Here is a 26,971-nt window from a genome sequence, read left to right as displayed (position 1 = left end):
CTAAAGACTTAATTAACGCCGCCATATACATCAATTGTTAGCCCTCGGTTTTTTGCATAATTCTGCGGTGTGACACCAATCTGTTTTTTTAGTTGGCGAATAAGATGAGGTTGATCGCTAAAACCAAATTGAATAGCCACTTCGGCCCAATCTATATCAATCGTTTCACGTTGATATAGATATTCCAATATAGCTTCAAGTTTGTTCATTGACTGACATTGTTTCAATGTTAATCCGACAACTCGAGTAAAGCTCCGCTCTAATGTTCTCTGCGAGCAACCAAGCTTGTTACCAATGTCTGATATTGGCATGATATCTAGCAACAAAAGAGACTTTCGGGTCAATTTACTATGCTGATCTTCTTTGCAATTACTCAACCAAATTGAAAACAAACGATCTAACTTATCCCGACAGAGACTTGGATCACTTCTTCCTAATTGCGTAAGTTCATCGCCAGATACCCCAATGTCATTTAATAATGTAGAAAGGCAAACATCTTTTACAGCATCAATCATTGTATGAGGGCAATTTTCTAGTTCTAAAGAGTAAATGGCACCAACTCTAAACTTCACACCTAAGTGAATAAAGGGTTCAGAGTGATCTAATTGAAACGTGTATTGATGCGGAAACAGCCAATGACAACCAATCCCTTTATGATCTATCGCGTCTATTTGATAAAGGTAGGATTGGTTTTCTGGGGATATGATCAAATGTGCGCAAGGATCTGGATTCAATTTTGGATGTTGATAGCTATCAGACTGCGCATCTTTTTCAATAAGCCAATAACATTCAATGTATTGGCAAACTTTTGGTGACTTGGGGCTTTCGATCCAATTCAGCATACGTTCTCAATTCTGACGGTATAATTTTCAATATATACCAAGTTGGTTAAGCATTGTAGTGACCTGTGCCCCTTCATAAGCCCACATCAATAAATGATTATGCTTACAAAAAAATGGCGATCACTATGTGCGCTTAAATTCAAATTGGATCAGCCGGTTCGGAGCGAAAAAGCCTGCACGAGTGATCGCCTTTTGTGCACCGATGTTATCTCTTTCAGTTGAGCAGATTGCTTTTAAACCCTGCTCTTTTGCTTTATGACACAGCGTTTTTAAAACTTGGGTTGCGATACCTCTACCACGCTCAGACTCGGCGACTATCATACCTAATTCAGCATAATCCGTTTGATATTCATCGAACAGACGGCACTCACCTGTCGCTAAGATTTCACTCCCTCTCCAATAAGCCAACAACTCTTTACGTTGAATTAAGTTACCCAAGTAACCTGATAGCCACTCTTCTGGAGCACCAATAGCCTCGCTGACAAATTTAATGCACGCGTCCAGTTGTGATGGTTCTACCAGCTTCATTGGCAATGACGCCTGTTCCTCTAAAGTTTGAAGTGGCTCTTGCACGTACATTAATGCATTCACTTCAAAAGATGACGAATTATCTAAACATAATGAAAGAAAATCCGCCTCTGCAGTACTGACAAATGCACCTTTAACTTCACCCATCAGCGCAGCATTGCTCTGATTCGTGATGGAGGTAAATAGTTCTGCTGCTTTTACAGTAGCGCTGGGTGATAAAAAAAACTGTAATATATAACCCTCTGCATTGATGCAACAGTAACCGATCAACTCATCATTTTCGTAAAAGCTAAAATGGTTAGCCATCGGCACAAAACCAAAATGCCACATCCCATCTAAAGGTGCTGCTGATAGTGCAAAGTATTGTTGTTTTAACTCTTTAATAGCATCTAATGATTCTGTAGCTTTAATTTCAAACATCGCACTTACCTTTAAATTGACATGATCTTATGCAAAGAGAAGGCGCCGTTCTTCCATAGGAAGAGCCGCCTTTAGATGATGTCAATTTTAAGAGGTCTACAGATTCAAATATTGAATAAAAACGACAGTTTATTTTTCTTATTGGCTTTTACACAAGCTTGTCTGAGATACGGTTGAAATGAAGAGTGTCACCCACCATTAAAACCCCGTAAAATGCCGACCCTTGGTACGTATGTACTGTGAAGTGACGTGTGTGCTGTTAAGTGAAATGATATCAATAAAAGAGACTACAGAATGACCGAACAAACTCAAGTAATCGCAACGCACAATGCAAACTTTCATGCAGACGACGTATTTGCTGTAGCCGCACTTAAAAGCATTTTTCCGTCTGTAGAATTAGTACGTACACGTGACTTAGAAATCATAGCCAAAGCCGACATTGTGGTCGACGTAGGCGGCATTTACGATGCTGAAAAAGGCCGTTTTGATCATCACCAAAAAGGTGGCGCAGGAGCACGCGAAAACGGCATCCCATTTTCCTCATTTGGCTTGGTTTGGCAAAAATACGGCCTAGAAATATGCGCGGGTAATCAAGAAGTCGCTAACTCATTGGATAAAAATTTAGTATCTACCATCGACGCCATAGATTGCGGACACGTAGAAGGCGTACAAACAGGCATTAGCCTGAGCCAAACCATCTCTATGTTTAATCCTACATGGCAAGAAGAAGGCGATTTTGATGCCTGTTTCGATGAAGCGGTTGCCTTTGCATCTCGCATATTAACTCGATTCATTGCCGCTGCAAGTGGTGGCGTAAACGCAAAAACCATCGTAGCCGACGCTATCGAAAAAGCCGAGGATCCAAGAGTCATCGTGTTAGAACAATACACGCCATGGAAAACTACGGTTCTTAGATTATCGCAAGATGCCTTGTTTATGGTTTACCCATCTCAAACAGGACAATGGCGCATACAAACCGTGCCTGTCGAACTAGGCTCGTTTGAAGACCGTAAAAAACTTCCCGCGCCGTGGGCTGGATTGTCAGATAAAGAGCTACAAGACGTAACAGGTTTAGAAGATGCCATGTTCTGTCATAACGGCTTGTTTATCGCAGGCTGTGAATCGTTTGAAAATACGATGAAAATGGCAGAGATGGCGCTGGCGTACTAACGAATTAAGGTCATAAGGGGTTGGAATTTCGCAGCCAGCCCCCAGCTCCTAAGTTATACATTCATTACCACACGGGAGTACAAATATGAGTCGTCATTTTGAACAAGCCGAAGGCTTGTGTGAAGAAAAAGACCCTGCAACGAACGGGTTTGTATTCAACCAAACCATGTTGCGCATTGCCGATCCTGTGCGCACACTCGATTTTTATACCCGAGTGATGGGTATGACGCTATTAAAGAAACTCGATTTTCCCGACATGAAATTCAGTTTGTATTTTCTGACTCACGGTGAAGATTTCTCTGATATCAGTCACGATGATTCAGAACGAACGGCGCAAACCTTTGGTCGCCCTGCCATGTTAGAGCTTACCCATAACTGGGACGATACCCCAGACAATACGCAATATCACAATGGTAACAGTGATCCTCGTGGTTTTGGTCACATTGGCTTTCATGTGCCCGATCTAGAAGGCGCGTGTCAGCGTTTTGAAACGTTAGGTGTCCCATTCCAGAAAAAACTAAGCGATGGCAAGATGAGCAACATTGCCTTTATTAAAGATCCTGACGGCTATTGGATTGAAATATTCAATGCAAGCCGTATGGCAAGTTAAACGACATTAAGCAAAAGGCCCCTTTGAAACATGACAAAGGGGCCTTTTTCTACTGTGTCATTTCGCCAAAAATGTACTAAGACACAACTTCGAAACCGCGTGTTTACAAAGTGTTATATGCCTTGTTGCTAGCCCTTGTTTGCACCGCCTTTATTTGATCTTTCGTTTCTCTTCTGTTTCTTACGGTTATTTTTCTCAGTGACGATCTTGATCGCTTCATCTTTGGTTAAATTAGGGTGCTTAGCAATCAACTCTTCCACTTTTGTATCAAATGCGGTCATTTATAAATCTCATGTATTGAAGTATGAATCAGGTCGGTATTTTAGCTCAGGAAGTGTTTAGAAGATAACAATTCTTAGCAGCGACTGATGTGTGTTTTTTGAATCTAAGCAAACAATAAGCCGTGTATACAACCCGAGATTGCCGCTTGGTCATGAAAACATTAGGCTTAGGCAAGATAAACCGTCTTTATGTATCAAGGTAAAAAATGAATATTGTCTTTCTTGGAACGTCGGCGGGCGTTCCCACCAAAACTCGTAATGTAACCGGCCTCGCGGTACGCGAAGAAAGAGGCAATGGCTGGTACCTTGTTGATTGTGGTGAGGGCACGCAACATCAGATACTTCATACCAATTTATCGATCAATGCCTTACAAGCCATCTTCATCACGCACATTCATGGCGATCACTGTTATGGCTTGCCAGGCATATTGGCAAGTGCTGCCATGAATGGCCGCAAGGCGCCATTGAAAATTATGGCTCCAAGTGGTGTAAAAGAATGGGTGGAAGCGACTCAGCAACATACGCAATTGTATCTGCCCTATGACATTGAGTTTGTCTGTACTGATGATCTGCCATCTGTCGAATTTAGAAAGGTTCGTGTGGAAACGGTCGCCCTATCTCACCGAGTCCCTTCTTATGCCTACTGTTTTACCGAAAAAGACATCAACCCGCGCTTGGATGTGGAAAAACTGGAACGCCACAACATCCCCAGAGGGCCACATTGGGGGCAGTTACAAAAAGGGCAAGATATTGAACTAAACGGCAAACTAATCCATTGTGAAGACTATTTGCTATACGATAAAAACCCGCAAAAAATCATAGTTGCAGGCGATAATGACCAGCCAGAACTCTTGTCTCAAATAAGCCATGGCGCCAGTGTACTGGTTCATGAAGCCACCTACACCAAAGACATCGTTGCAAAAACGGGAAACAGCTACGGCCACAGTTACGCCGAGCTTGTGGCGACCTTTGCCGAGCAAGCTAACATCCCCAACTTAGTGTTAACCCACTTTAGCCCTCGCTACCAAGCCAACCCGAACCTATCCCCTTCCATCGCCGACATTTATCAAGAAGCCAAGGCTCATTATTCGGGCAATCTGTTTCTCGCCAACGACCTTGACGAATATCAGCTACACAAAAGCAATGAATTAAAAAAGCTTTAAAGAGGATTTACAGACTTGGGGTTTAAGTACCCAAACGAAAGGCATCAGCTGCGGGATTTAGAACCAGATGAAAAGGGCTATTTTTCATATGGTTCTAATTTCAGCATGTTGATTACAAGCTGTTATAACGCTTGGTTAAGGGGCGAGCTTTAGCCCGTCCGAGTGAGCGTAGCGAACGGTTTGAACCACTTGTTATGCACTTTTATGCGGTTGCTAATTTGCTGGGATAACATCTAAAGCATATTCAAATTGAGAGTTGACTATGCTGTCGAGAAGCTCGTAGTTTCCATTATCCAACTTTACTACTGGCAATTTCACAGAGACCAAGCCGCTTTTGCTGTTATGTGTAACCTCAAAGAGCCATGCTAAAGCTCCATGCTTATCTTGTTCGTAAGAAGCTACAGTCATTGGTATTTCAGCATGTTCGAATCCCCATTCAAACTCACATTCCAACCCTATACGCACAAGCTTTCCATTATGACCGTATAAAAGCTCTTCGCTGTCAGTGAGGTTGAAGGACAAGTTATCTGAGCCTTCAATATAGCCGCTTAAGCCAGAGGTCTTTTCTTCAGGGTTAATTTTTTCCTTGCATATATCGAGCAAGGAAATCATATTTTTTCCATCTAAAGACCATGCTTTGTCATCGAGGTTATGAGCCATTGGCTTTAGCCTCAGCTTTTCAATTTGCCCTGGCGCGACGAATGGACGAATGTTTTTTATGACTTTTATGTCTACGTGCCGATATTGAAATATAAATCTTATAAACTCCAGCGGGATTCGTTCTGGCGATAGTTCTTTTAATGTGACAAGAAATATTTTTGAGCCATGTTGTGATACCTTTTCTTTAATGCTGGAAGGGAATTCTTTTCTAGAAACACAGATAAGATGCTGTGCTCCAACGTCATCAATTTTACCGAGCCAGCCACGAAAAGTATTAATGTCAACTTTTGAATTTCGATCTTGCACTTCCACAAGTGTTAAGGTTTCCCTTGGAGGGTTGCCGTTTCTTATAACTATGTCACATTGAGCGGTATGACCCTCGACTGAGGTTAGTATTGGAAGAAATACATTTTGCTCTATCTTCGCGGCGGGAGATATTGAGCGCTCAATTATTTCTACAATTTTTTCGAGGTCATCACCTGGCTTGCTCATTGCGCCTCTCAAGGTCTTGCTCAAAATTTAGATAAGAGCATAACGCCTGCGTAATAGGCGCGATGTAATGAGCGTCCTTATGGACGCACTTGTTATACGAACTTTCATGGATTTTAGGCTACAATTCTTTGTTAGAATATTGCTCTAAATCATAGACAACTTGAATAAATAAGTCAGCTAAACCAACACCATATTTTTCATTTGCATGTTCAATCGTATCAGATGCTTTTAGAGCCTCTTGTAACTGAACAAGTCCATCGGTCATATCATTGAAATTATCTCTACACTTGCCAATCAAGTTCAGCAACTCCCCTTTATTTGGTTCATAACCTAACTTGTGAGCAAATTGATTTCTCATCTTATTGATACTTTGAAGCGAACTGGTGAATTTAGGATCAGATGAAAATAACGCTATTTTTCATCTGACCCTAATATCAAACCACAAGATCTGAGGGAAGCTGTAGCTACTAAGGATAAACAACGCTACTACCAACCCACCGCATAACACCGTAACTACAAGAATCAACGACTCTGCCCCCTTTGAAGTTCGCTTACGAGTCCGACTGACTTTGCTTGTTATAAGTTTTTCGCACCATCTCAGCTTTTCGCTCCAAATCTATGCGAGCTTCATATAAATGAGTTAACAGTGATTCCAGTAGATCAATTGAAAGACTCAACGTGTGCTTGTCGGAAGCGTTCAAGCGATGCACAGCATCATCACCGATAAATTTCAAGCCGTTTAGGCCATCAATGATGCTATCCGGTATATTTGGAGAGCCTTTTAATTTTTCAATTTTTTTAGCTAATCCCCAAGCAGCTTTGTCATCTATTCCTTCAATGACGCATATACCTTCAAGTAGAGCCCGAACCCCCATAGCAGTGACAATTTCAAGGCCCTGCTGAAAAGCAGTAATGATTTCTTTGTATGAGTCATTCAGCTTTTTATCTACATGATGAAATTTCTTGGCTTCGCGCTCACCTAGATTTTTTCGTTTAGGATGGTAGTTGTATGAATAAATGTCATCACCATTGAGATCATGCATTCCAGAGCAAGTCCATTTTTCCTGTAGCGTTGCAGAGTCGCATCCAAGACAAACTAGGAAGCGAAATTCTGTTTCCTCATAATAGGCCAGAAATCGTTGACCATGGTCTTCAAACTCATCGTGATATGACTGATCATGAGTAGATTTGATGTCATGATTTGTTTCACCTTTACAGGTATTACAGTAAATTTTTACTCTCTCTGTCACTTCATTCTCCATGACTCATAACGCTTAAATCACGAGCGTAGCTTTGCTGTGTCCCGTGCCTTTACTTGTTAGATTTTTCCTGAGCTTGAGGCTGTGTAACAAGCTCGCTGAGACTGCTCGTTGTGTTCTGAGTACCTTGATCTAAAGTGACGCTTTCTAGGACTTTATTATGAAGGTTTACGTACATCTGCTTTGCCTGCCAATCAGAGATTGATCCATTTTTCTTTTGTTCTTCAATATATTCAATTGCTTTTACAATGGATTGATCTACCTCTTTTCTGCGCAGATAACTGGATAGATTCATAGAAACTACGCCAAGAGCAATTAAATGCCACATTTTAATTGCACCAAAACTCAAAGCCTCCACGGTTTTTAAAATTGGCGATGCTAATCCTAGAAGAGCATCTAAAATCACACCAATTAAAACACCAAGACTTGTACCTCGCGGATTTGACACAAATAGAATGTTAATTGACTTTCTAATAAACTCAGTTACAAATTCTTGATTCATACCGTCGCTCCGCCAAAGCCGCTTGCTTTTTCAGGCTCGGCTTCAATCTCAGGCAAAGGAATTACTCGCTTCAACCCTCCTGAATCATTGAAGTCATCTTTATTTGAATGACTAATGATAAAATTAATTATCTCTTTGGTTTCAAACTCATTTTTGCCATACCAGCCTTTTTTTATCCTATATTCGATAAGTTGCTGATCAGCATGTATACAAAGAAGTAGTAAAGAGGCAACAGCAAGCAAAAAATAACTAAAATCAATTGTCGGCAGAAACGAAACCAACAAGTTTATGACTAGGCATAAGGCCAAGACTAACTGTAGCTTGGCTGATTTTTTGAGTCTTTCGAGCAGCATCACACCTACGATTGTATTGGAACGTTTCTTTTCTGCTGAGCCATCATCGCTCTCGCTGTAAAGGGCTGATACAGAAATTATCAATGCAGAATTCATCAAAAGAATTGCTTTTCTGTTGTATTTTCCAAACAGCATGGTATCCATTAAAACAATTTCGATAATTTTGCTACATGCATTTGCTTTCACCGTAAGCTTAGTGGACGGATCAACGTAGTTTTTAAATGCAGACCTAAAATCTTCATTTTTAAAGTAGTTCTTTAACATAGATAGAACTACCAAGATTGACGATAACCCTGCAACGATAATTGCTAATGTTTCCGTGCTAGTCATATGACCCTCATCCGAAATCTACATTTTAATAGTGCGCATGTACGTTTAAAAATTTCAGAAACTTTCTTAGTATAATAACTATAAGCCATTGACTCTAAAGCCATTAATAGAGATACCAACAAAAGTTAAAACTGTAAAAACGAGCGTACGCGTTATTTCATTGATCCACAGCCAGTTATTTCTGCTCTGTGAATCCTTATTCATTGATATTAAGAGACTTTCTTAATTTCTACCAGAACAATACACGCAACTTGTTGGTTATTTTCCAGAAAATTGATCCCAAAATTGAATAGTCAGGTTCAAAGCCCTTTTTGAAGAAATGTTTATGCCTGCAACAGGTTTGTAGGACAAAAAGGGGTTCGACCCTTTAGTTTTCGTCCGTAAAAAGAAAGCTTCACTTTCGTGGCAGATCACGCTTCGCTCATCGTGCCCTACATTTTGGGGTATTTATGTTTAGCAGCGAGGAGCAAGGCGGACGCCAAGAGCGAGGTCAAACGACAGTGTCGAGCGGTGGCGTTTGGTTTGCTCCAAGCCGAACCACTTTAAAACCCCATCTTCCGTCTTCCCCTTGAAGAAAGGGGAAGAGACTTGGCAGCAGTATTCAATGAGTTATGCGTTTACGAATAACAGCGAGGAGCAAAGCGAACGCCAAGAGCGAGGTCAAACGATAGTGTCGAGCGGTGGCATTTGCTTTGATCCAAGCGCCATAACCCCTCCCTAGCCCTCCCCCTTCAAGAACAGGGAGGGAACAGTTCGACTACAAATACCGCCCTTCTAGGTGTTTTCTGAAATGCGCGGCATTTAGGGTTTCGCCTGTGGCGCGTTTGACGAGTTCATCTGTGGTGTGAAGCGAAGCTTGTGACCAGATGTTGTCGCTTAGCCATTGGAAGATTGGGTTTAGGTCGCCACTTTGGATGGCGGCGTCGAAGTCGACGTTTTGTATCATGGTGGCTTTGTATTGGGCGGCGTACATGGCGCCAAGTGTATAGCTTGGGAAGTAGCCAAATGCGCCATCTGTCCAGTGGATGTCTTGCATGCAGCCGTTTTTGTAGTTGTCTTTGGTGGAGATGCCAAGGGCGGCTTTCATTTTCTCGTCCCACAATGCTGGTACGTCTGTATGTTCTATTACGCCGTTGATCAAGTCACGTTCGATCTCGTAACGCATGATGACGTGAGCTGGATAAGTAAGTTCATCCGCATCTACACGAATAAAGCCTTTTTCCACTTGGGTGTAGATTTTGTAGAGGTTTTCTTCGGCAAACACGGGATCATTGTGTGCGTTAAAAGCGTCGGCGGATAAGCGTGATAAGTGAGAGATAAAGGATTTACTGCGCCCTATTTGCATTTCAAAAAACAACGACTGGGATTCATGAATACCCATGGAGCGCGCTTCGCCAACTGGCAATCCGGCAAAGGCTTTTGGCAAGCCTTGTTCGTAGCGAGCGTGGCCTGTTTCATGAACGATGCCCATTAAGGCTTGTACAAAGTCTTGCTCATTATAGCGGGTGGTAATGCGCACATCGGTTGGTACGCCGCCACAAAATGGGTGAACACTTTGGTCTAGTCGGCCACGGTCAAAGTCGAATTTCAGCAACTTCATCACTTCTAAGCCGAGGGCTTTTTGAGTCGCGGTGGAGAAAGTGCCTGATGGCAATATGATGGATTCCGATTTCTGTTTTTCCAGTACGTTTTCAATCAGTTCTGGTAACCAGGTTTTCACATCGGTAAACAAAGTATTAAGCGACGCAGTTGTGGTGCCCGGTTCAAACTTGTCGAGCATGGCATCATAAGGTGTAAGACCAAGTGCTTCGCCACGGATTTGGGCTTCTTCACGAGATAAGGCAACGACTTCTTTCCAGTTCTTCTCGAAGCCTGTCCAATCGTTTTCTTGACGTTGTGAACGCCACGCATGTTCGCATTTAGAACCCGCGATGGATTGCGCTTGTACTAAGTCTTCTGGAACTATGGTCGCTTGCTGCCATTGGCGTTTCATCTCGCGTAGGCTGGCTTGTTGTTCTGTGCTTAAGGATTCTTGTTCAGCGTTGCCAAACCATTCTTCTAGCTGGGGTTGCGTCGATAAACGGTGAATGTGAACCGATAATTCCGCCATGGAGTTAGAACGTGCTTCGCTGCCGCCCGATGGCATGTTCGCGGCAGCGTCCCAGCCCAGCATGGCTTGAGCGTGGTTAAAATGGCTGAGTGTTTGGTAGTGTGACGTTAACTTGTCGTAGTTGGACATGGTCGTTTTCATCCTATGTGGTGTTGGTTAACCAGAACGGTATCCATTTCAGTCATCTTATTACATTGGTATAAATGGGAATAGACAAAAAACTATCTCATAACTCTATTCACAAACGAATCTAACAGGTTCAGGGTTTTAAAATATACTCTTGACAGTATATACGTTAAAGCGTATTTTTTTGATCATAAAGACAGCAAGGATTGCTTATGATTTGGGAGATATTAATAACCGGCGAATACGAACAATGGTTTCTTGGCTTGACGGACAAAGAGCAAGAAGACGTGCTATCAATGGTTGATGTATTAGAGATTAAAGGTCCTCAATTAGCACGACCCTATGCAGATTCTCTAAAAGGAACAAATAAGGTAAAGAACCTTAAAGAATTGAGAGTTCAGCATGCAGGAAAGCCTTATCGTGTCTTTTATGCCTTTGACCCAACAAGGAAAGCCATATTGTTATGTGGTGGCCGCAAAGATGGGAAAAAAGATAAAACCTTTTATGATAGATATATTCCGTTAGCTGAAAAAGAATTCTTAAATTACTTGAAAAATAGTGATTCAGAAAAAACAAGATAGGAGGTTTAGTTATGGCTAAGTCGATCAACGAATTACGGAAGAAAATTAAACCAGAGGTTCAAGCCGCAGCTAGAGCTAAAGCTGTTGCCATTATTACAGAGATGTCTCTTGCAGAAGTTAGAAAAAAAAGAGGCATAAATCAGGCAGATTTAGCAGGTCTTATGAATATCGCTCAGCCAAACATCTCTCAAATTGAAAATCGCCCCGATGCCCTTATCAGTACATTGAATCAATATATTGAAGCATTGGGAGGTAAGCTAGAAATACACGCCAAGTTCCCTGACGGGCAAGATATAGAAATCTCTCAATTCTCAATGATTAAGTAAAGAAGCTAAAAGCCGAGACATCTTTAAAAGAAACGTCTCGGCTTTTTTTGTTTACTCTAACAAACGCTTATTTATGACAACCACAGCCTTTGTGTTCGTCGCTCAGTTCTTGCCAGTTTTTCAATTTACTGGTGCCGCCGATGCCTGAGTTGAAACTGTTGGTTGGGTCGGTTTTTTGGTAAAACTCACGCAACGCTGGTTTCGCCATGTATTCATGCCCTACGTTATGCTCGGCTGGGTATTCCGCGCCGCGGGCGTCGTAGCTGGATAGAATTTGCTTCTTCACAGCTTTGGCATCAACGCCTTTTTTCATGATGTAGTTTTGGTGCATGACGTGGCAGAAGAAGTGTCCGTAGTACATTTTAACGGCGACTTTATCTTCGATGTCTTGTGGTAGTTCTTCGAACCAATCGCGCTCATTACGCGGGAATGCCACGTCGATGGTCATGATGGAACCTAAATCTTTGCCATTCATAACGTGATAACGCGTCAAGGCGCCACCAGTTACAAAGCGATGCAAGATGGCTTGATCTGCTTCACGTTTGGTACAAGCAAAGTAATCGCCTTCATTGTCTTTAAAGAAGTTGTCTAAGTAAGCTTGTGCTTCTGCGACACCGTCATTGCTGGTTTCCACTATCCAATGGTGTTCGTATTTTTCACGAAAATCTTCCATGCGTTTTGGCAGATGATTCGGGAAAAGCTGGCTCATGTACTGCATCATGATGTCGGAGAACTTGCTTGGCATGAACTTCAATTTGCCTGCCCATCTGTCTACGGTTCTCTTCAGAGCAAACATTTTAGGAATGTATTTGGTGCCGAGTTTATCGATCACCAAGTAGCTGTCTTTGCCATATTTTTTACTGATGTCATAGCTGCTGTTATGCATATATTCGCCAGACACAGGCAAGTTGGTAAAGGTCGATAGCATATCGCGGCGCATCTGCTCCATAACTGCAGGATCATTGGTGCCGATGTAGAAAACTTGATACTTTTCAGGAATAGGAAAGGTATCGATACGCACAGCAAATACAGCAAGTTTGCCCGCGCAACCAGATGCTTCGTACAAGCGACGAGGGTCGTTATTGAAACGTGATGGGGTGTCGGCATCGACGTCTCGAATACGCTCATGGTATTCGTTATCAGAGCCACGTTTATCTGGGAATTGAATGTCTTTTTCTTGGTACTTTTTGTTTTGCAGGTTGGTCAGAATTTCTTCTGGATCACTTCCTAGCTCAATGCCTAAGTTGTTCACCAATTGCAGTTCGCCATCTTGTGTAACTTGGGCAAACAAAGACATTTCTGTATACGCTGGGCCACGTTGCACTAACGCGCCGCCAGAGTTGTTACACACACCACCGACGATAGAGGCACCGATACAAGAAGAGCCAATAACAGAATGCGGTTCACGACCATAAGGTTTCAGCGTGTCTTCTAAGCCAAACAGAGTACTACCCGCAAAACCGACGATTTGTTTGCCTTGATCAAGCAGCTGAATATCGTCGATGCGCATGGTGCTAATGATAACGATAGGACGATCATAGTCCGCGCCGTTTGGTGTTGAACCACCAGTTAAGCCAGTATTAGCCGCTTGCATAATGACAATTACATCGGCTTTTACACAGGCTTGCAGACATTTCCAGATTTCAACCAGACTACCAGGACGAACAACCGCATAGGCCTTGCCACCACCAAGACGAAAACCCTGACTATAAGGTTTGGTCTTATCTTCATCTGTTAAGGTATATTGATTTCCTACAATGGCCTTTAATTCAGCGGCCAAATCTAAGTTGAAACTGGTATCCGTCATATTAAGCTACTTCACAACGTATCGGGGAAAGGGGCGAACATACTAAACCGATCAACCAGTAAAAAAAACTCCAGCAAAACAATTAGGAATCGTGTTCATAAGCAATGCTTATGCAAGAGAAGAGTTACATCAATATTGAAGCTTAGATTTCTTTAAAATCTCATTGTGATTCCGCCCGTTTTATCTCGTCCCTTATATCTAATAACAGCGACCTCGCACTCTCGCCATTCATGTTATATGGATCAAAACTGATACTTTTTGTATGCTGTTAAAATAGTTCACGAAGACTTTCTGTATTTTGTAAATAGCCCATATTCCAGCCATCAAATTCCCTGTGGGGAATTTCTTGATAATCAATTATTTCAGGCTTTTTATGGCGCGGATCAGTCGCGATTTTATGATAAATCTGATTCACATCTTGGCGTGTTCCCTCTAAGCATTGAAGAAAGAACTGCCGATTAAAAGACAGTAAACCAGTCACATTAAGAGCTTTATTTTTGACTCGCGCGACCTTAAGAATGCGGGCAATGTCATCAACCTCAAATTTTTCGGTAATGGTACTGGTATAAATTAGTCGAACTAAATCCACATTAAACCCTTCTATACTGGATGCATTTCATAGGTCACTTACATTCAGATTATATTTTTCGTGTAAAAAAATAATGTGGAGTTTCGTAATTTTTATATGTGTTTGCTTAACTGATTAATGACCATTAAAAGATTTAAGCACCATCTTCACTAAGCAAAATGTCAGTACTCTTTAATCTTCCACTGCTACGGCATTTGCTCCATGACGCTGAAAGAAATCGTTAACGTCATCTAGGATCGGCGCTTTGCTTTTCAAAAACCAAACCAGGCTAGCCACCATGTCGGCATGACCAACACCTTGGTAAATTTTGCTCTCAACTGCGCCCTGCTCAAGGTTAATTTTCGTAATCAGTTTATCCATATTGCTTTTGCCAACGATGGTATCGTCAGCGCCCCAAAGCAATAGCATTGGCGGCTCTTTGCCATCAATAAACGTCGTTACCTGCATATTTGGATAGTTTTCTGGTGGACCAAACATGTCCATATAATCTTCTTCGTAAGGCACAAAATCATACGGGCCAGATAATCCAGCAAAGGCGTTTATAATAGATGGCGTTAAGCCTTCCGCTTGCAAGTAATGTATATCCGCTGTGACCATTGCGCCAATGTGCGCACCAGCAGAATGCCCTGCAACAAATAAACGCTTAGGGTCGCCTTGGTATTGGGCAATATGGCGATACGTCCAAGCAATCGCCTTGGCGCCATCTTCAACAAAGGTCGGAAATTTTACCTGTGGGTATTTGCTGTAATCGGCAATCACTGTGATATAGCCTTTTTTCGCAAAAGCTTCACCGACAAAGGGATACATGTCTTTTGATCCATCTTTCCAGCTGCCACCATAGAAGAAGACAACAACAGGAAGAGATTGACCCGAAGAATGAGGCGGGACATAAACATCTAACTTCTGCCAAGGCTCAGTGCCATAAGCAATATCTTTTGTCGTTTCGGTATCACTGAATGCATTAGGTAAATTGGCAACGCCTAACCCAACTTTTGTACAGGCAACGAGTAACAAAGAACTCAGCGCCACACATACTTTTTTCATCTTCAAAATTGGCCTCTTGAATGTCTAAAAATGAATACGTCAGAGTTTGATACGTAACATAGAGATAAATAGACCAAAATTTATAATTAGATTAATGTCATGAACTCAAAAACAGCGCATTTTTATTTTGAAAATAGTCTTACCATACTTTCATAATGTAGACTCTAAACACAAAAATATAAGCCAAACACATAAAGTGGCGATTAAGGCTCTACTCAAACAACAATAATTACTGACTAACTTTAGGTACTATTAATGAACGATATCATCACGCAACTAACGGATGCACTTGGGGAAAAAACGGTTATCACTGGCTCCTCAATTAGTGAAAAATACAAAACGGATTGGAGCGGCGTGAAGGGGTTATTGCCTATTGCGGTTATTAGAGCATCTTCAACTGAAGACGTGGCCAGCACGTTAAAAATCTGTAATGACAACAAACAGCCTGTCGTAATCCAAGGTGGTATGACTGGCATTAGTGCTGGCGCTGTACCGCAAAACAATGAAATTGCCATTTCATTAGAAAGAATGTCTGGCGTCATCGAAGTAGACACAGATTCCATGACCATAACCGCTCACGCAGGAACTCCCTTACAAGTTCTACAAGAAGCCGCAGAAGAAGTCGGCTTATGCTTGCCTTTAGATATGGGCTCTCGTGGTACTTGTACAGCAGGTGGTGTGGTTTCCACTAATGCGGGTGGCAATCAAGTCATTCGTTACGGTTCAACCCGTGCCTTAGTGCTTGGTCTAGAAGCCGTTCTTCCAAATGGCACTATTATTAGCTCTCTCAATAAAATGCTAAAAAATAACGCCGGATTTGATCTAAAGCACTTATTTATTGGCTCAGAAGGCACATTAGGAATTGTCACAAAAGTCGTGATGCGACTCTATCCAAAAGCAAACTCTGTACAAACCGCCCTTTGCGCCCTCTCTAATTTCTCCGATGTCTTAGCCTTGCTGAAGAAAAGCTATTCCTCATTAGGTGATGGTGTTACTTCATTCGAGGTGATGTGGGCAAATTATTTTGACGAAGTCATTGATACAGTTGAACAGGCAGCCAGCCCATTTCAACAAAGCTATCCTTTTTACGCCCTGATTGAATACCAAGGCCAAGATCACCAGCAGGATAATGAAAAGTTCTCGTCTGTATTATTCGAAACAATGGAATCAGGTTTAGTGGCAGATGCTGTCATCGCTCAATCCGCTAAACAGACAGCTTCCTTCTGGCAAATTCGTGACGGAATCGGCGAGCTACTTGCCACTATGGGTCCAGTAGTTAATACCGATATCAGTGTGCCAATCAGCCAGATGAAAAACTTCATAGAACAACTTGAATCGTCACTCTACGAGGCTTTCCCAACCATCAAATTACGTATCTTTGGCCACATTGGTGACAGTAACCTACACCTTTGTGCTGGAACTGGTTTAGCAGAAGACCTAGATGCCATCTCGGCAAATATCATGAATATGACAGGTCAATTTAAAGGCTCAGTTTCCGCAGAACATGGCATAGGTGTATTGAAGAAAAAGTACTTACATTATTCAAGAACACCAGAAGAAATCGAACTGATGCGAGCTTTAAAAAACACCATGGATCCAAACGGAATTTTAAACGCAGGTCGAGTGATTTAAAAACACTACCTACAAGGATCGAACAATTCTCAGAGTTTAAAAAAGTCGCCATACTCAAAAGACAAAGTATGGCGACTTTTAACATTACTAAAGATAATTAAGCCATTACATTGATGCGTTGTCCGATAGTCTGCCCACTCAAATTCGTAGTAGGCGAACTTACTTGTGTTTGGTTGACATTGAAATCATCGCTGTCTCCATCATTTTCGGGAGCAGATACAGGCTCACTCGCTTCTTGTGCGGAATAATTTGCTCTAGGAAGGCTCAATCCGCTCACAAGTGATGAGTTCATGCTTGAACTAACATTCATTGCTTTTCCTCCAGTATGGAAGACTACTAAAATTAATAGTCCAACACACATTAGCACTCATTTCTGAACCCAACCTGAACGCTAAAAAGATAAATTGATACTTTAAGAAATATCTACCCACCAAACACAACGGTGCGTTTACCATTCAAGAACACACGTTTTTCTACGTGGCATTTCACCGCGTTAAATAAGGTGACACGTTCGATGTCTTGGCCTTTAGCGATAAGATCTTCCGCGTAATGAGCATGGTTAACTACTTGAATGCCTTGAGAGATAATTGGGCCTTCGTCAAGGTCGTTGTTAACGTAATGAGCGGTTGCTCCGACCATTTTTACGCCTTTTTCCCATGCTTGATGATAAGGTCGAGCACCTTTAAACCCAGGTAATAAAGAGTGATGAATATTAATCGCGCGACCATCAAGATATTCACACATGCTTGGAGAAAGCACTTGCATGTAGCGCGCTAAGACAACTAATTCGGTATCGTATTGCTCGATCAATTCTCGGACTTGCGCTTCTTGTTCTAGCTTGGTGTCAGCGGTAATTGGCAAGTGGTAATACGGAATGCCATGCCATTTGGCAAGGTCTTCTAAATCAGGGTGGTTGGAGATAATGACCGTAACGTCGATATTCAATTGCCCAGTACGAAAGCGATACAACAAGTCATTCAAACAATGATCGTATTTCGACACCATGATCGCGACTTTTGGTTTGTGGTTGGGTGCGGTTAACGACCAATCCATATCAAACTCTGCGGCGCGTTCTGCAAATTCCGCTTTGAACACGTCGGAATTGAAATCGGCATCTTGTGGTAAGAATTCTATGCGGATAAAAAAACGACCAGATTCTCGGTCATCAAAGGAGTGTATTTCATCAACATAGTTACCGGCTTGCGCCATGTATCGAGTAACTACGTCGACCGTTCCGATGATGCTTGGGCAGCTAGCGGTAAAAATCCAAGGCGCGGTTTTTGATTTCATAAAATAGTCTCTTATTGTCTTAAGCTTTTTAAGTCACGAAAAGGGCCGACCACCAAAAAAGTGGCCAACCAAAACCGTGAAATACATAAGTGAGTGAGAAGAAATTAGGCTTTTACGACCAAACCGTATTCTCGACTGGCGTCTTGAATCCATAGCCAGAGATAATCGGCAAAGCTACGTCGCACGACTAATTCGAATTGATCATCTGCTAATCGACAAATCATCGCGCCGCTTTTAGCAAATACCGTAGACACTACTTTGCCAACTGGAAATTCACTCGCATGCAAATCCACTGGTGTCGACTTTTTCAGCATCCCGACCACATGACTGCCAGACACTTCAAAGATAGTGGTGCCGCCGCTGATGTTCACTAATGAGAAATGCCCCATCAGTTTGTCATGAAAGCTACTTTCTATTTCAAACGCTTTATCACCTTCAACAATAATCAGCCATTCATCAGGTGATACCCAACGTACAGAGACCTTTCCTATCAATGAATCGTCTTTGGTGACAGAAGTAAGCGGCTGCATTGGCAATGCCACGCCCAATAAGGACTTAATCATTTCTTGCTGCTCTGTAGATGGCCGGCAACGCAAGGTTAATAATCCCATCAGCTTGCGTTCATGAAAATGCACGCCGCCTTCTTGCGGGCCGTGTTCTGCAATACTAGCAAGATCCGCATGATGCAAAGGGCTTTCACCAATTCCGCTTAATTCTGCTGATAAAGGCACTTGGTTCATCACCAATTTGTCAGTTGCTTCTAACTCAACAGCTTCTACTTTGACATCAGACATTTTGACGTTCCCCTTTTGGATCTAAGAATACTGGGCTACAAATTTCCGCTTCGATAACACGACCATCAGCCAATGGGTAAAAGACTTTTTCACCCATTTTTTCCAGTCCGCCTTTAACAAAGCCCATTGCCACAGAACGCTTCAAGTTCGCACTCCAATAGCTAGACGTTACATGCCCAACCATCGGCATTGGAATCGGAGCTTTCGGATCTAATACGCCTTGTGCGCCTTCTGGCAAGACGACATTTGGATCAATGGTTTTCAAACCCACCAGCTGTTTACGATCCGCTCGAACACAGTCTTCGCGCTGCATCCCGCGCTTACCGATAAAGCTAAACGGCTTCTGCATAGATACCGCCCAAGGCATGCCTAAATCAAACGGATGCACAGAACCATCGGTATCTTGTCCCGCAATGATAAAGCCTTTTTCCGCACGCAATATGTGCATGGTTTCCGTACCGTAAGGCGTCAAGTTGAACTCTTTGCCATGTTCGAACAAGGTCTTCCAAACGTGTAATCCGTAGTTTGCCTGTACGTTGATCTCGAACGACAATTCACCTGTAAAGGAAATTCGGAACACACGAGCAGGAATACCACCCGCAACCGTCATCGCTTTCCAATCCATGTAAGCGAAGTTTTCTTTCGATACATCAAAATCAGTAATTTTTTCCAACAATTTGCGGCTGTTTGGGCCCGAAATCGTCATAGTTGACCAATGATCGGTCACCGAGGTGAAGTAGACCTCCATCTCTGGCCATTCGGTTTGGTGATAAATCTCTAACCAAGACAATACGCGAGCTGCGCCGCCTGTCGTTGTAGTCATCAAGAAATGATTTTCCGCCAAGCAAGACGTCACACCGTCATCAAATACCATGCCGTCTTCACCGCACATTAAGCCGTATCGACATTTGCCTACGGCCAATTTCGCCCATGCGTTGGTATAAACTCGACCTAAAAATTCGCGTGCGTCTTTGCCTTGAATATCGATTTTACCCAAGGTAGATGCATCCAAAATACCGACCGATTCACGAGTCGCTAAACACTCACGATTTAACGAGTCTTGCATGGTTTCATTGCCTTGCGGGTAATACCAAGCTCGCTTCCATTGACCGACATCTTCAAATTTCGCGCCACGTTCCACATGCCAAGCATGCATCGCTGTATAGCGTTTCGGATCAAACAATTCACCACAATCACGTCCGGCAATCGCGCCAAACGTCACCGGCGTGTAGTTCGGACGGAAAATCGTCGTGCCAGTTTCTGGAATGGTTTGCTTAAGCATTTTCGCCGCAATCGCCATACCGTTAATGTTACCTAGCTTGCCTTGGTCTGTACCAAAGCCCATCGCGGTATAACGCTTAACATGTTCAATAGATTCAAAGCCTTCACGACACGCCAGCTCTATGCCTGCTGCGGTTACGTCGTTCTGATAATCGACAAACTGTTTAGGCGCTTTTGATGTCGGTTTAGTGTGTGGAATATGGAACAAAGCCATGGCTTTGCCCTCTTCGATCACGTCGGCTTCTGGCAAGGCAACATCAGGCTTATCTAAACCTAAATGAGCCAAGGCATCACAAGCTGCGCTCAAGCCTTCTTCTAACACTTGTACTGTGCTGAACGCACCATTAATCGCACCAGCTGTGAGTTGTTTCTGAACCGTTGCGCCCGGCGTGAAACCAAGGATGTCGTCGTTCCAAACAGGACGAGCGCCAGTATGACAAGACAAGTGAATAACCGGACTCCAGCCGCCAGACGTGGCAACCGTATCTGCCATCATTTTCACAACGGAGCCAACAATCCCATCGCCAGCCTCGTTTAATGGCGCAATAGAAACACCAGTAACACGTTTGCTGCCATGAGCTTCAATCACACCAGAGCTAACAAGAATGCTAATACCACGTTCGCGGGCTGCTGCAACGAAGGTGCCTTGTGGATTCTTACGAGAATCAACAATCGCTACTACGTTACGTCCGGCATCATGCCAATCCAGCGCTGTGCGATAGGCATTGTCATTCGATGTCATCAAGACTAAATCTTTGCCTGGCGCGACGCCGTAGCGGTTGATATAGGTCGACACCGCATTGGCAACCATGCAACCCGGCAAATCGTTATTACCATAAACCAAAGGACGCTCATGAGCTCCTGTTGCCAAGATCACCCATTTGGCACGCACACGGTGCAAGCGTTGAGCAATTTGGCCATTAGGCGCGCGATCCGCAAATTGATCGGTACAATGTTGTTGAATGGTTAAAAAGTTATGATCGTGATAGCCGTTTACCTGAGAGTTTGGCAACATTAAGACATCATCGAAACCAGACAATTCTTGTACCACTTCCGCAATCCATTCGGCTGCAGGTTTGCCATTCAGCGTTTCTTTGCTGCTGAGTAAGCTTCCGCCAAATTCATTTTGCTCGTCGGCAATAATGACTCGTGCGCCAGCGCGTGCTGCGGTTAGAGCCGCCATGAGACCCGCTGGGCCTGCACCAACAATCATCACGTCGCAATGTTGGTTCATCTTGTCGTAGATGTCTGGATCATTTTCCTTTGGTGCGCGACCAAGACCGGCGGCTTTACGAATGTAAGATTCGTAGGTTTCCCACATGGATTTTGGGTACATGAAAGTTTTGTAGTAAAAACCCGGTGGCATCATTTTTCCACCGATCTTGCCAACCCAGCTCATCAAGTCTGTATCGACATTCGGCCAACCGTTTGTCGTGCTGGCAACCAAACCGTTATAAAGAGACTGCTGAGTCGCACGCACGTTAGGAATTTGTGTCGCTTCAGTCGAGCCAATTTGCATGATGGCGTTTGGCTCTTCAGCACCCGCTGCGACAATACCGCGCGGACGACTGTATTTAAAACTGCGACCAACAATATCAATGCCATTCGCCAACAAGGCTGAGGCCAAGGTATCGCCTTCGAAGCCTTTGTATTGTTTGCCGTTGTAGGTAAAAGTCAGCGGTTTAGAGCGATCAATTCGTCCGCCATCTTGGAGACGATTAGACTGCTTACTCAAATCTTGTGTCATTGTGTCGCTCCTCTATTTCGCTTCGTTGGCCACAATAGATGGCTTTTCGCCAACCTTGTAGACTTCTAGAATTTCGTAAGTGTGAGTATTACGAGTGATGTTGAAATACTTACGACAACCCGCTCCATGAACCCAAAGCTCATGATGTATTCCGCGTGGATTGGCACGAAAATACATAAATTCGCCCCATTCTTTATCGGTGCAAGCATCTGGGTCTAATGGGCGCGGAATATGCGCCTGACCAGACGCATCAAACTCTTCTTCCTCGCGGTATTCACAACAATGCGGGCAATAAATATGAAACATGGTACTTCTCTCCTTATTCGGTCTTAGCCCGCTTAATGTGCTACGCCAGCTGCGCCGTGTTCATCCACCAGCGCGCCGTTATGGAAACGGAACATAGAAAAAGGTTTCGCCAATGGATGCATTTCGCCCTTCGCCAAAGACGCGGCAAACACATGACCCGAGCCTGGTGTCGCTTTAAAACCGCCCGTTCCCCAACCACAGTTGAAAAACAGATTTTTCACTGGCGTTTCACTGATAATCGGGCAAGCGTCTGGACAAGTATCAACAATGCCGCCCCACTGACGATTCATACGCACACGGCTAAACACTGGGAACATTTCGACAATCGCCTGAATCGTATGCTCAATAGTGGAATAAGAACCACGCTGACCATAACCGTTGTAACCATCAATCCCAGCGCCGATTACCAAATCGCCTTTATCCGATTGGGACGCGTAACCATGCACTTGGTTAGACATGACAACCGTATCCAGAATCGGCTTGATCGGTTCAGACACCAAGGCTTGTAACGGATGAGACTCTAAAGGTAATTCAAAACCGCCCATTTTCGCTAAGACGCTAGAGTTACCCGCAACCACACAACCCACTCGATCTGCTCGTATCTCACCATAACGGGCAGTACGCACACCGACGACAGTGCCGTCTTCAATAATTAAGTCTTCCACTTCAGTTTGTTGGATCAGATCCACGCCACGAGTATCGGCACCACGAGCAAAGCCCCACGCTACTGCATCGTGACGAGCAACACCCGCACGCGGTTGCCATGACGCCCCCATTACTGGATATCGCGCGCGATCAGAGCAATCCAACACCGGCACAATTTCTTTCACTTGCTGAGCGTCTAATACCTCGCCATCAATGCCATTTAAACGGTTGGCATTTACGCGGCGCTCGATATCACGCATGTCTTGCAAGGTGTGACCAAGGTTCAAACAGCCACGCTGAGAAAACATTACGTTGTAGTTCAAATCCTGTGACAAACCTTCCCACAATTTCATCGAATGCTCGTAAAGGTGAGCAGCCTCGTCCCACAAGTAATTGGAGCGGACAATGGTGGTATTTCGAGCCGTGTTACCACCACCCAAAAAACCTTTTTCAATCACAGCGACATTGGTGACACCAAATTCTTTCGCCAAGTAATAGGCCGTCGCCAAACCATGACCACCGCCGCCGACGATGATTACATCGTATTTCTTTTTCGGGGTTGGATTACGCCACACCCGCTGCCAATTCTCGTGATGGCTAAAACTGTGCTTTAACAACCCAAAGCCGGAATAATGCTGCATCAGATCAGCTCCTTAGATAAATAATCGTTTCAACGATCATCGTGACATGGTTAAAAAAGGTTGCAGCGTCTTAGTCAGCTAAGATGCCAGCCAAGACGCCATAGATTAAGCGTTCACCGTGATAATAGAGATAAAGATTTCTACCCTAATGCTTGGAAGCGTCCAGCGAATGACAATTTACGACAGAGAAGATGACGGCTTTGGATATGGCTTCGCAGAGGACGAACGAGAGGGCTAAATATAGGACGAAAGAGAAGACAAAAGAGAGGACAAATAATTACGCTTCTGACAGACAATTGCGTAGTGTAAGTCACTGGCAATAAAAGGATGAGATCTGGGAAGTTAACCGATGTGAGACAAGCGCTGTTCGGCTCATCTCACATGGTTTTTCAGGCTCACATGTTTTTTCAGGCTCACATGTTTTTTCAGGCAAAGATCAATGTAGTTTATGGTAAGAATGACAAATCATATTCCAGTATTGCGGCAACACTTTATTAGTTCCAATCACGTCTACTGTTTTTGTGAATAAGATATTGGTGGCAGATTTACCTATCATAATATCAAACTCACCTGATTCAACCATCCTTTGATGAGCTGAATTGGTAAAGTTCAGCATATCGACAGGTAGCTCAAATACGACAGTAGTTGAAGCGCCAGCAGGCAAATCAACCCGCTGAAAGCCTTTTAACTCACGAATCGGCCGAACCAAAGAACACAGCTTATCTTTCACGTAAAGTTGCACGACCTCGCAACCAGCTCGATTACCGATGTTTTCAAGCTCGACTGATACTCTGATCACGCCATCTTCAATCGACACTTGCTTGTCTTCGATCTGCATATTTTTATAGGCAAAGTCAGTGTAAGTCAGGCCGTAACCAAAGTTATATTTCGATCCAAAATGATAGGCGATGGGCGTGCCACCGCTTTTGAGTTTATGGTTATAAAAATAAGGCACAGCGCCAGCATTTTTAGGAATCGATAGTGTTAATCGCCCAGATGGTGATTGTTTACCAACTATAATATCCGCAATCGCTCTTGCGCCTTCTTGTCCCGGAGCCCAACCGAATAACACCGCAGCGGCTTTTTCTTCTGCGCCATTTAAGTTGTATGGCCTTCCACCCGTAACCAAAATAATCACTGGTTTACCTGTGGCAATCGCTTCGTCAATTAACTGCTGTTGCACGCCTGGCAAATCTAAACTGTCGGTATCCGATCCCTCGCCCACGGTTCCTGTTTGGAACAAACCAGCAAGATCACCCACACATACAATCGCCACATCCGCTTGCTCGACCGTTTCAATCGCTTGTTGGATTTGGCTGGTATCTTTAGACACGGGCGATGTCATGGTTTGATTCATCGCCAAATCGACATCACCAGGAAACACCGGAGCGTTGCTATGGCGCTCGGTTAAAATATCGCAACCTTTGCTGTATAGAACTTGCGAAAATTCATTCTGCAGCGCTTCTAAAATAGTCGAGCACACCTTACTACTGTCATCTACGCTGCTCAAAATGAGATGCACCGGAAAACTATAACCACCAAGCAAGGCTAATTGGTCATTCGCTGTTGGGCCAATGACGGCGATTTTTTGTTGGCTATTTAGAGGTAAGCCAGCGTTGTTTTCTAACATGACGACCGATTGTAAAGCGACTTGATAGGCAAGCTCTGTGGCTTTTTCGCTTTGGAGCTCAATGGGAGATTCATCGCAATATGGATGCTCAAATAAGCCCATTTCAAATTTTACTTTCAAAATTCGAGCGACTATCTCATCGATTTTCTGCTCATCAATTAGCCCTCTTTGCAGTGCCGAGGTTAACTGACTGGAGCAAGCATCATCTGGCAATTCAATGTCTAATCCAGCATTGAACGCCAACGCCGCCGCATGGGCATTATCCGCCGCAATGCCATGATGACTCGCCAATAATTCAACACCGCCATAATCCGCCACAATCAAGCCATCAAAGCCCCATTGATTTCGCAGCACTTCGGTTAATAAATGGTATGAGGCATGACAAGCTTCGTTATCTATATCGTGATATGCAGGCATCAACGAACCTGCTTTGCCGAGTTTTACCGCCATTTCAAAGGGCAACAGAAAGGTGTCGTTTAGTTCTTTAAAGCCCAAATGTACGGGAGCATGGTTGCGCGCGCCTTCGCTAAAAGAATGACCAACATAATGTTTTAGAGTAGCAAGAAGGTCGCGCTTTTCGCCTTGTAGACCTTTAACGTATTCTGTCGCTAACACGCCAACATGATAAGGATCTTCACCCAGCGTTTCTTCTGTTCTGCCCCAGCGCACATCGCGAGATACATCCAGCACTGGCGCTAATCCATGATGAGCTCCGACAAGACGAGTCTGCTCGCCAATGGCTTGAGCAACTTGGTATATAAGTTGTGGATTCCAAGTGTGGCCATAGTTAAGAGAGGAAGGAAACAGAGTCGAACCTTTCGCCATCAGCCCCACTAAACACTCTTCGTGTGACATAGCGGGAATGCCCAAGCGTGTTTCTTCGACGAGATACTTTTGCAATTGATTTAACGCTTTGACGCCATCATTGGGGCTAATGACTTGTGTACCCAATGGACGAGTAATTTGACCTAAACCATGTTTTAGACGCTCTTGAATCGGTTTACGCTCCCCTTGAGCACCCATCTCAAAATCGCGGTCTTGATGGTTTCCATCTGGCGCTAAAATCAACCATTGCGCACCAAGCTGAGCAATTTTTTCCTCTAACGTCATGCGCGCTAGCAAATCATCCACTCGCTGCTGCACGGTAAAACTTGAGTTTTTATAAACTTCCATATAACGAATACCTTAATAAGCAAAACATGAAATCTATTTATATTTATAATCATAGCGCTATTTTGTAGAGCCAAGCGCTGCTCTTTCTTATTCTATAGATGGCACTCTATAGCTAGCAGTTAATTACTAGGTTAATGAGACCTTTTTTCCCACAAGATCATCAAAATTAACATTATGTAATATCTCAAATCCGCTACGTTATTTCACATGGACAAGTCAGGCTCCGTCTTCAAGCGTCATCACTTCAAAACGATCCTCAAACCAAGCTTCCACAGTAAGTCTTCATCGCAATTTAAAAATAAAAAAACATTTAAAATCATAAATTTAACGAAAAATAGTTCATTGTTTAAAATGAGTTTTTATAAGATATAAAGCATAACCAACAAATAAATGAACTTGATTATCAAATTTCATAATTGAGCAAAGAAGGATATGCGGCAATGATCAAGCCACTAAAATTCTGTTAGGAATGAATATCATGATCAAATCGTTAAAAAATCACTTAACGACTTAATAAACTGAATTTGAAAAAGATTTTAAGATAAATATAAAGTCATTGATTATTCAACTAAAAAACCACCAACAATTAGTTTTTAAAATAAAAGAAAAGCACGATCAGATTAATAATAAAAAAGGACG

Annotated in this window: 26 protein-coding genes; 7 read left to right on the top strand and 19 right to left on the bottom strand. The window is 43.2% G+C overall.

What is annotated here, in order from left to right; all coding sequences use genetic code 11:
- Window positions 1–8: 8 nt before the first annotated feature.
- Window positions 9–842, bottom strand: a complete 834-nt coding sequence (locus CCS02_RS05875) for a helix-turn-helix domain-containing protein (protein ID WP_100636079.1) — start codon at window positions 840–842, stop codon at window positions 9–11.
- Between the two features lie 123 nt (window positions 843–965).
- A complete protein-coding gene (locus CCS02_RS05870; protein ID WP_100636078.1) occupies window positions 966–1,790 on the bottom strand; it encodes a GNAT family N-acetyltransferase in 825 nt (274 codons plus the stop codon).
- Window positions 1,791–2,084: 294 nt separating this feature from the next.
- On the opposite strand from CCS02_RS05870, the gene CCS02_RS05865 reads away from it, so the two are divergent.
- Window positions 2,085–2,960 (top strand): MYG1 family protein, encoded by an 876-nt coding sequence (locus CCS02_RS05865; RefSeq protein ID WP_100636077.1) that lies wholly within the window; start codon window positions 2,085–2,087, stop codon window positions 2,958–2,960.
- A gap of 85 nt (window positions 2,961–3,045) precedes the next feature.
- Complete coding sequence (gene gloA / locus CCS02_RS05860; protein WP_100636076.1) at window positions 3,046–3,570, top strand: lactoylglutathione lyase; 525 nt, start codon at window positions 3,046–3,048, stop codon at window positions 3,568–3,570.
- 128 nt (window positions 3,571–3,698) lie between these two features.
- On the opposite strand, the gene CCS02_RS22235 is transcribed toward gloA, so the two are convergent.
- Window positions 3,699–3,851: a hypothetical protein gene (locus CCS02_RS22235; RefSeq protein ID WP_198515336.1), complete on the bottom strand. Its 153-nt coding sequence runs from the start codon at window positions 3,849–3,851 to the stop codon at window positions 3,699–3,701.
- 206 nt (window positions 3,852–4,057) lie between these two features.
- Between CCS02_RS22235 and CCS02_RS05855 the strand changes: the two genes are divergently transcribed.
- Window positions 4,058–5,014, top strand: a complete 957-nt coding sequence (locus CCS02_RS05855) for a ribonuclease Z (RefSeq protein ID WP_100636075.1) — start codon at window positions 4,058–4,060, stop codon at window positions 5,012–5,014.
- 213 nt (window positions 5,015–5,227) lie between these two features.
- Here CCS02_RS05855 and CCS02_RS05850 read toward each other — a convergent pair whose 3' ends face one another.
- The 5 genes from CCS02_RS05850 to CCS02_RS05830 all read right to left on the bottom strand — a co-directional run bounded on the left by CCS02_RS05850 (window position 5,228) and on the right by CCS02_RS05830 (window position 8,610).
- Entirely contained in the window at window positions 5,228–6,166 is a 939-nt protein-coding gene (locus tag CCS02_RS05850) for a hypothetical protein (protein ID WP_100636074.1), read from the bottom strand.
- 118 nt (window positions 6,167–6,284) lie between these two features.
- Complete coding sequence (locus CCS02_RS05845) at window positions 6,285–6,524, bottom strand: hypothetical protein (RefSeq protein ID WP_100636073.1); 240 nt, start codon at window positions 6,522–6,524, stop codon at window positions 6,285–6,287.
- Between the two features lie 193 nt (window positions 6,525–6,717).
- Window positions 6,718–7,416 (bottom strand): DUF4145 domain-containing protein, encoded by a 699-nt coding sequence (locus CCS02_RS05840; protein ID WP_157807974.1) that lies wholly within the window; start codon window positions 7,414–7,416, stop codon window positions 6,718–6,720.
- Window positions 7,417–7,477: 61 nt separating this feature from the next.
- Entirely contained in the window at window positions 7,478–7,927 is a 450-nt protein-coding gene (locus CCS02_RS05835) for a hypothetical protein (protein ID WP_100636071.1), read from the bottom strand.
- On the bottom strand, window positions 7,924–8,610 hold the full coding sequence (locus CCS02_RS05830; protein ID WP_100636070.1) for a hypothetical protein: 687 nt from the start codon (window positions 8,608–8,610) through the stop codon (window positions 7,924–7,926). Before CCS02_RS05830 ends, CCS02_RS05835 begins: the two co-directional genes overlap by 4 nt.
- A 449-nt stretch (window positions 8,611–9,059) precedes the next feature.
- Between CCS02_RS05830 and CCS02_RS22460 the strand changes: the two genes are divergently transcribed.
- Window positions 9,060–9,182 carry a hypothetical protein gene (locus tag CCS02_RS22460; protein ID WP_269800422.1) on the top strand — a complete coding sequence of 41 codons (123 nt, stop codon included), beginning with the start codon at window positions 9,060–9,062 and terminating at the stop codon, window positions 9,180–9,182.
- A 185-nt stretch (window positions 9,183–9,367) separates the two neighbouring features.
- On the opposite strand, the gene CCS02_RS05825 is transcribed toward CCS02_RS22460, so the two are convergent.
- Window positions 9,368–10,849, bottom strand: coding sequence for a carboxypeptidase M32 (locus CCS02_RS05825; RefSeq protein WP_100636069.1), 1,482 nt, complete (start codon window positions 10,847–10,849; stop codon window positions 9,368–9,370).
- Window positions 10,850–11,058: 209 nt separating this feature from the next.
- On the opposite strand from CCS02_RS05825, the gene CCS02_RS05820 reads away from it, so the two are divergent.
- The gene (locus CCS02_RS05820) at window positions 11,059–11,427 is read left to right on the top strand and encodes a type II toxin-antitoxin system RelE/ParE family toxin (RefSeq protein ID WP_100636068.1); all 369 of its coding nucleotides are present in this window, start codon (window positions 11,059–11,061) and stop codon (window positions 11,425–11,427) included.
- Window positions 11,428–11,438: 11 nt separating this feature from the next.
- Entirely contained in the window at window positions 11,439–11,753 is a 315-nt protein-coding gene (locus CCS02_RS05815; protein WP_100185661.1) for an XRE family transcriptional regulator, read from the top strand.
- 67 nt (window positions 11,754–11,820) lie between these two features.
- Here the strand turns inward: CCS02_RS05815 and dld are convergent, their stop codons facing one another.
- The 3 genes from dld to CCS02_RS05800 all read right to left on the bottom strand — a co-directional run bounded on the left by dld (window position 11,821) and on the right by CCS02_RS05800 (window position 15,193).
- Entirely contained in the window at window positions 11,821–13,560 is a 1,740-nt protein-coding gene (gene dld, locus CCS02_RS05810; protein WP_100636067.1) for a D-lactate dehydrogenase, read from the bottom strand.
- Between the two features lie 268 nt (window positions 13,561–13,828).
- On the bottom strand, window positions 13,829–14,149 hold the full coding sequence (locus tag CCS02_RS05805; protein ID WP_232728830.1) for a BLUF domain-containing protein: 321 nt from the start codon (window positions 14,147–14,149) through the stop codon (window positions 13,829–13,831).
- A gap of 171 nt (window positions 14,150–14,320) precedes the next feature.
- Window positions 14,321–15,193: an alpha/beta hydrolase gene (locus CCS02_RS05800; protein WP_100636066.1), complete on the bottom strand. Its 873-nt coding sequence runs from the start codon at window positions 15,191–15,193 to the stop codon at window positions 14,321–14,323.
- A gap of 255 nt (window positions 15,194–15,448) precedes the next feature.
- On the opposite strand from CCS02_RS05800, the gene CCS02_RS05795 reads away from it, so the two are divergent.
- Window positions 15,449–16,825 (top strand): FAD-binding oxidoreductase, encoded by a 1,377-nt coding sequence (locus tag CCS02_RS05795; protein ID WP_100636065.1) that lies wholly within the window; start codon window positions 15,449–15,451, stop codon window positions 16,823–16,825.
- 97 nt (window positions 16,826–16,922) lie between these two features.
- Here CCS02_RS05795 and CCS02_RS05790 read toward each other — a convergent pair whose 3' ends face one another.
- The 7 genes from CCS02_RS05790 to CCS02_RS05760 all read right to left on the bottom strand — a co-directional run bounded on the left by CCS02_RS05790 (window position 16,923) and on the right by CCS02_RS05760 (window position 26,332).
- The gene (locus CCS02_RS05790) at window positions 16,923–17,135 is read right to left on the bottom strand and encodes a hypothetical protein (RefSeq protein WP_157789858.1); all 213 of its coding nucleotides are present in this window, start codon (window positions 17,133–17,135) and stop codon (window positions 16,923–16,925) included.
- Between the two features lie 113 nt (window positions 17,136–17,248).
- Window positions 17,249–18,115 (bottom strand): formyltetrahydrofolate deformylase, encoded by an 867-nt coding sequence (gene purU / locus CCS02_RS05785; RefSeq protein ID WP_100636064.1) that lies wholly within the window; start codon window positions 18,113–18,115, stop codon window positions 17,249–17,251.
- 104 nt (window positions 18,116–18,219) lie between these two features.
- Window positions 18,220–18,909 (bottom strand): sarcosine oxidase subunit gamma, encoded by a 690-nt coding sequence (locus tag CCS02_RS05780; protein WP_100636063.1) that lies wholly within the window; start codon window positions 18,907–18,909, stop codon window positions 18,220–18,222.
- Window positions 18,902–21,937, bottom strand: coding sequence for a sarcosine oxidase subunit alpha (locus tag CCS02_RS05775; protein ID WP_100636062.1), 3,036 nt, complete (start codon window positions 21,935–21,937; stop codon window positions 18,902–18,904). Before CCS02_RS05775 ends, CCS02_RS05780 begins: the two co-directional genes overlap by 8 nt.
- Before the next feature lie 12 nt (window positions 21,938–21,949).
- Window positions 21,950–22,243, bottom strand: coding sequence for a sarcosine oxidase subunit delta (locus CCS02_RS05770; RefSeq protein ID WP_100636061.1), 294 nt, complete (start codon window positions 22,241–22,243; stop codon window positions 21,950–21,952).
- 32 nt (window positions 22,244–22,275) lie between these two features.
- Window positions 22,276–23,529 (bottom strand): sarcosine oxidase subunit beta family protein, encoded by a 1,254-nt coding sequence (locus CCS02_RS05765; RefSeq protein ID WP_072840011.1) that lies wholly within the window; start codon window positions 23,527–23,529, stop codon window positions 22,276–22,278.
- A gap of 436 nt (window positions 23,530–23,965) precedes the next feature.
- A complete protein-coding gene (locus CCS02_RS05760) occupies window positions 23,966–26,332 on the bottom strand; it encodes a glycoside hydrolase family 3 N-terminal domain-containing protein (RefSeq protein WP_100636060.1) in 2,367 nt (788 codons plus the stop codon).
- Window positions 26,333–26,971: the final 639 nt, after the last annotated feature.

Source organism: Marinomonas sp. ef1 (assembly GCF_002806845.1).
GTDB classification, from domain to species: Bacteria; Pseudomonadota; Gammaproteobacteria; order Pseudomonadales; family Marinomonadaceae; genus Marinomonas; species Marinomonas polaris.
The sequence above is the reverse complement of the archived record's forward strand: the minus strand, read 5'-3'. Positions and strand labels throughout refer to the sequence as shown.

Bases quoted from the DNA above. Each gene is read 5' to 3' on its own strand.
- CCS02_RS05835 (WP_100636071.1), bottom strand. From the start codon at position 7,927: ATGAATCAAGAATTTGTAACTGAGTTTATTAGAAAGTCAATTAACATT.
- CCS02_RS05845 (WP_100636073.1), bottom strand. From the start codon at position 6,524: ATGAGAAATCAATTTGCTCACAAGTTAGGTTATGAACCAAATAAAGGG.
- CCS02_RS22460 (WP_269800422.1), top strand. From the start codon at position 9,060: ATGTTTAGCAGCGAGGAGCAAGGCGGACGCCAAGAGCGAGGTCAAACG.
- CCS02_RS05825 (WP_100636069.1), bottom strand. From the start codon at position 10,849: ATGTCCAACTACGACAAGTTAACGTCACACTACCAAACACTCAGCCAT.
- CCS02_RS05775 (WP_100636062.1), bottom strand. From the start codon at position 21,937: ATGACACAAGATTTGAGTAAGCAGTCTAATCGTCTCCAAGATGGCGGA.
- CCS02_RS05820 (WP_100636068.1), top strand. From the start codon at position 11,059: ATGATTTGGGAGATATTAATAACCGGCGAATACGAACAATGGTTTCTT.
- CCS02_RS05830 (WP_100636070.1), bottom strand. From the start codon at position 8,610: ATGACTAGCACGGAAACATTAGCAATTATCGTTGCAGGGTTATCGTCA.
- CCS02_RS22235 (WP_198515336.1), bottom strand. From the start codon at position 3,851: ATGACCGCATTTGATACAAAAGTGGAAGAGTTGATTGCTAAGCACCCT.
- CCS02_RS05800 (WP_100636066.1), bottom strand. From the start codon at position 15,193: ATGAAAAAAGTATGTGTGGCGCTGAGTTCTTTGTTACTCGTTGCCTGT.
- CCS02_RS05770 (WP_100636061.1), bottom strand. From the start codon at position 22,243: ATGTTTCATATTTATTGCCCGCATTGTTGTGAATACCGCGAGGAAGAA.
- CCS02_RS05780 (WP_100636063.1), bottom strand. From the start codon at position 18,909: ATGTCTGATGTCAAAGTAGAAGCTGTTGAGTTAGAAGCAACTGACAAA.
- CCS02_RS05815 (WP_100185661.1), top strand. From the start codon at position 11,439: ATGGCTAAGTCGATCAACGAATTACGGAAGAAAATTAAACCAGAGGTT.
- CCS02_RS05870 (WP_100636078.1), bottom strand. From the start codon at position 1,790: ATGTTTGAAATTAAAGCTACAGAATCATTAGATGCTATTAAAGAGTTA.
- purU (WP_100636064.1), bottom strand. From the start codon at position 18,115: ATGAAATCAAAAACCGCGCCTTGGATTTTTACCGCTAGCTGCCCAAGC.
- CCS02_RS05790 (WP_157789858.1), bottom strand. From the start codon at position 17,135: ATGAATGTTAGTTCAAGCATGAACTCATCACTTGTGAGCGGATTGAGC.
- CCS02_RS05795 (WP_100636065.1), top strand. From the start codon at position 15,449: ATGAACGATATCATCACGCAACTAACGGATGCACTTGGGGAAAAAACG.
- CCS02_RS05760 (WP_100636060.1), bottom strand. From the start codon at position 26,332: ATGGAAGTTTATAAAAACTCAAGTTTTACCGTGCAGCAGCGAGTGGAT.
- CCS02_RS05875 (WP_100636079.1), bottom strand. From the start codon at position 842: ATGCTGAATTGGATCGAAAGCCCCAAGTCACCAAAAGTTTGCCAATAC.
- CCS02_RS05865 (WP_100636077.1), top strand. From the start codon at position 2,085: ATGACCGAACAAACTCAAGTAATCGCAACGCACAATGCAAACTTTCAT.
- CCS02_RS05850 (WP_100636074.1), bottom strand. From the start codon at position 6,166: ATGAGCAAGCCAGGTGATGACCTCGAAAAAATTGTAGAAATAATTGAG.
- CCS02_RS05765 (WP_072840011.1), bottom strand. From the start codon at position 23,529: ATGCAGCATTATTCCGGCTTTGGGTTGTTAAAGCACAGTTTTAGCCAT.
- CCS02_RS05855 (WP_100636075.1), top strand. From the start codon at position 4,058: ATGAATATTGTCTTTCTTGGAACGTCGGCGGGCGTTCCCACCAAAACT.
- gloA (WP_100636076.1), top strand. From the start codon at position 3,046: ATGAGTCGTCATTTTGAACAAGCCGAAGGCTTGTGTGAAGAAAAAGAC.
- dld (WP_100636067.1), bottom strand. From the start codon at position 13,560: ATGACGGATACCAGTTTCAACTTAGATTTGGCCGCTGAATTAAAGGCC.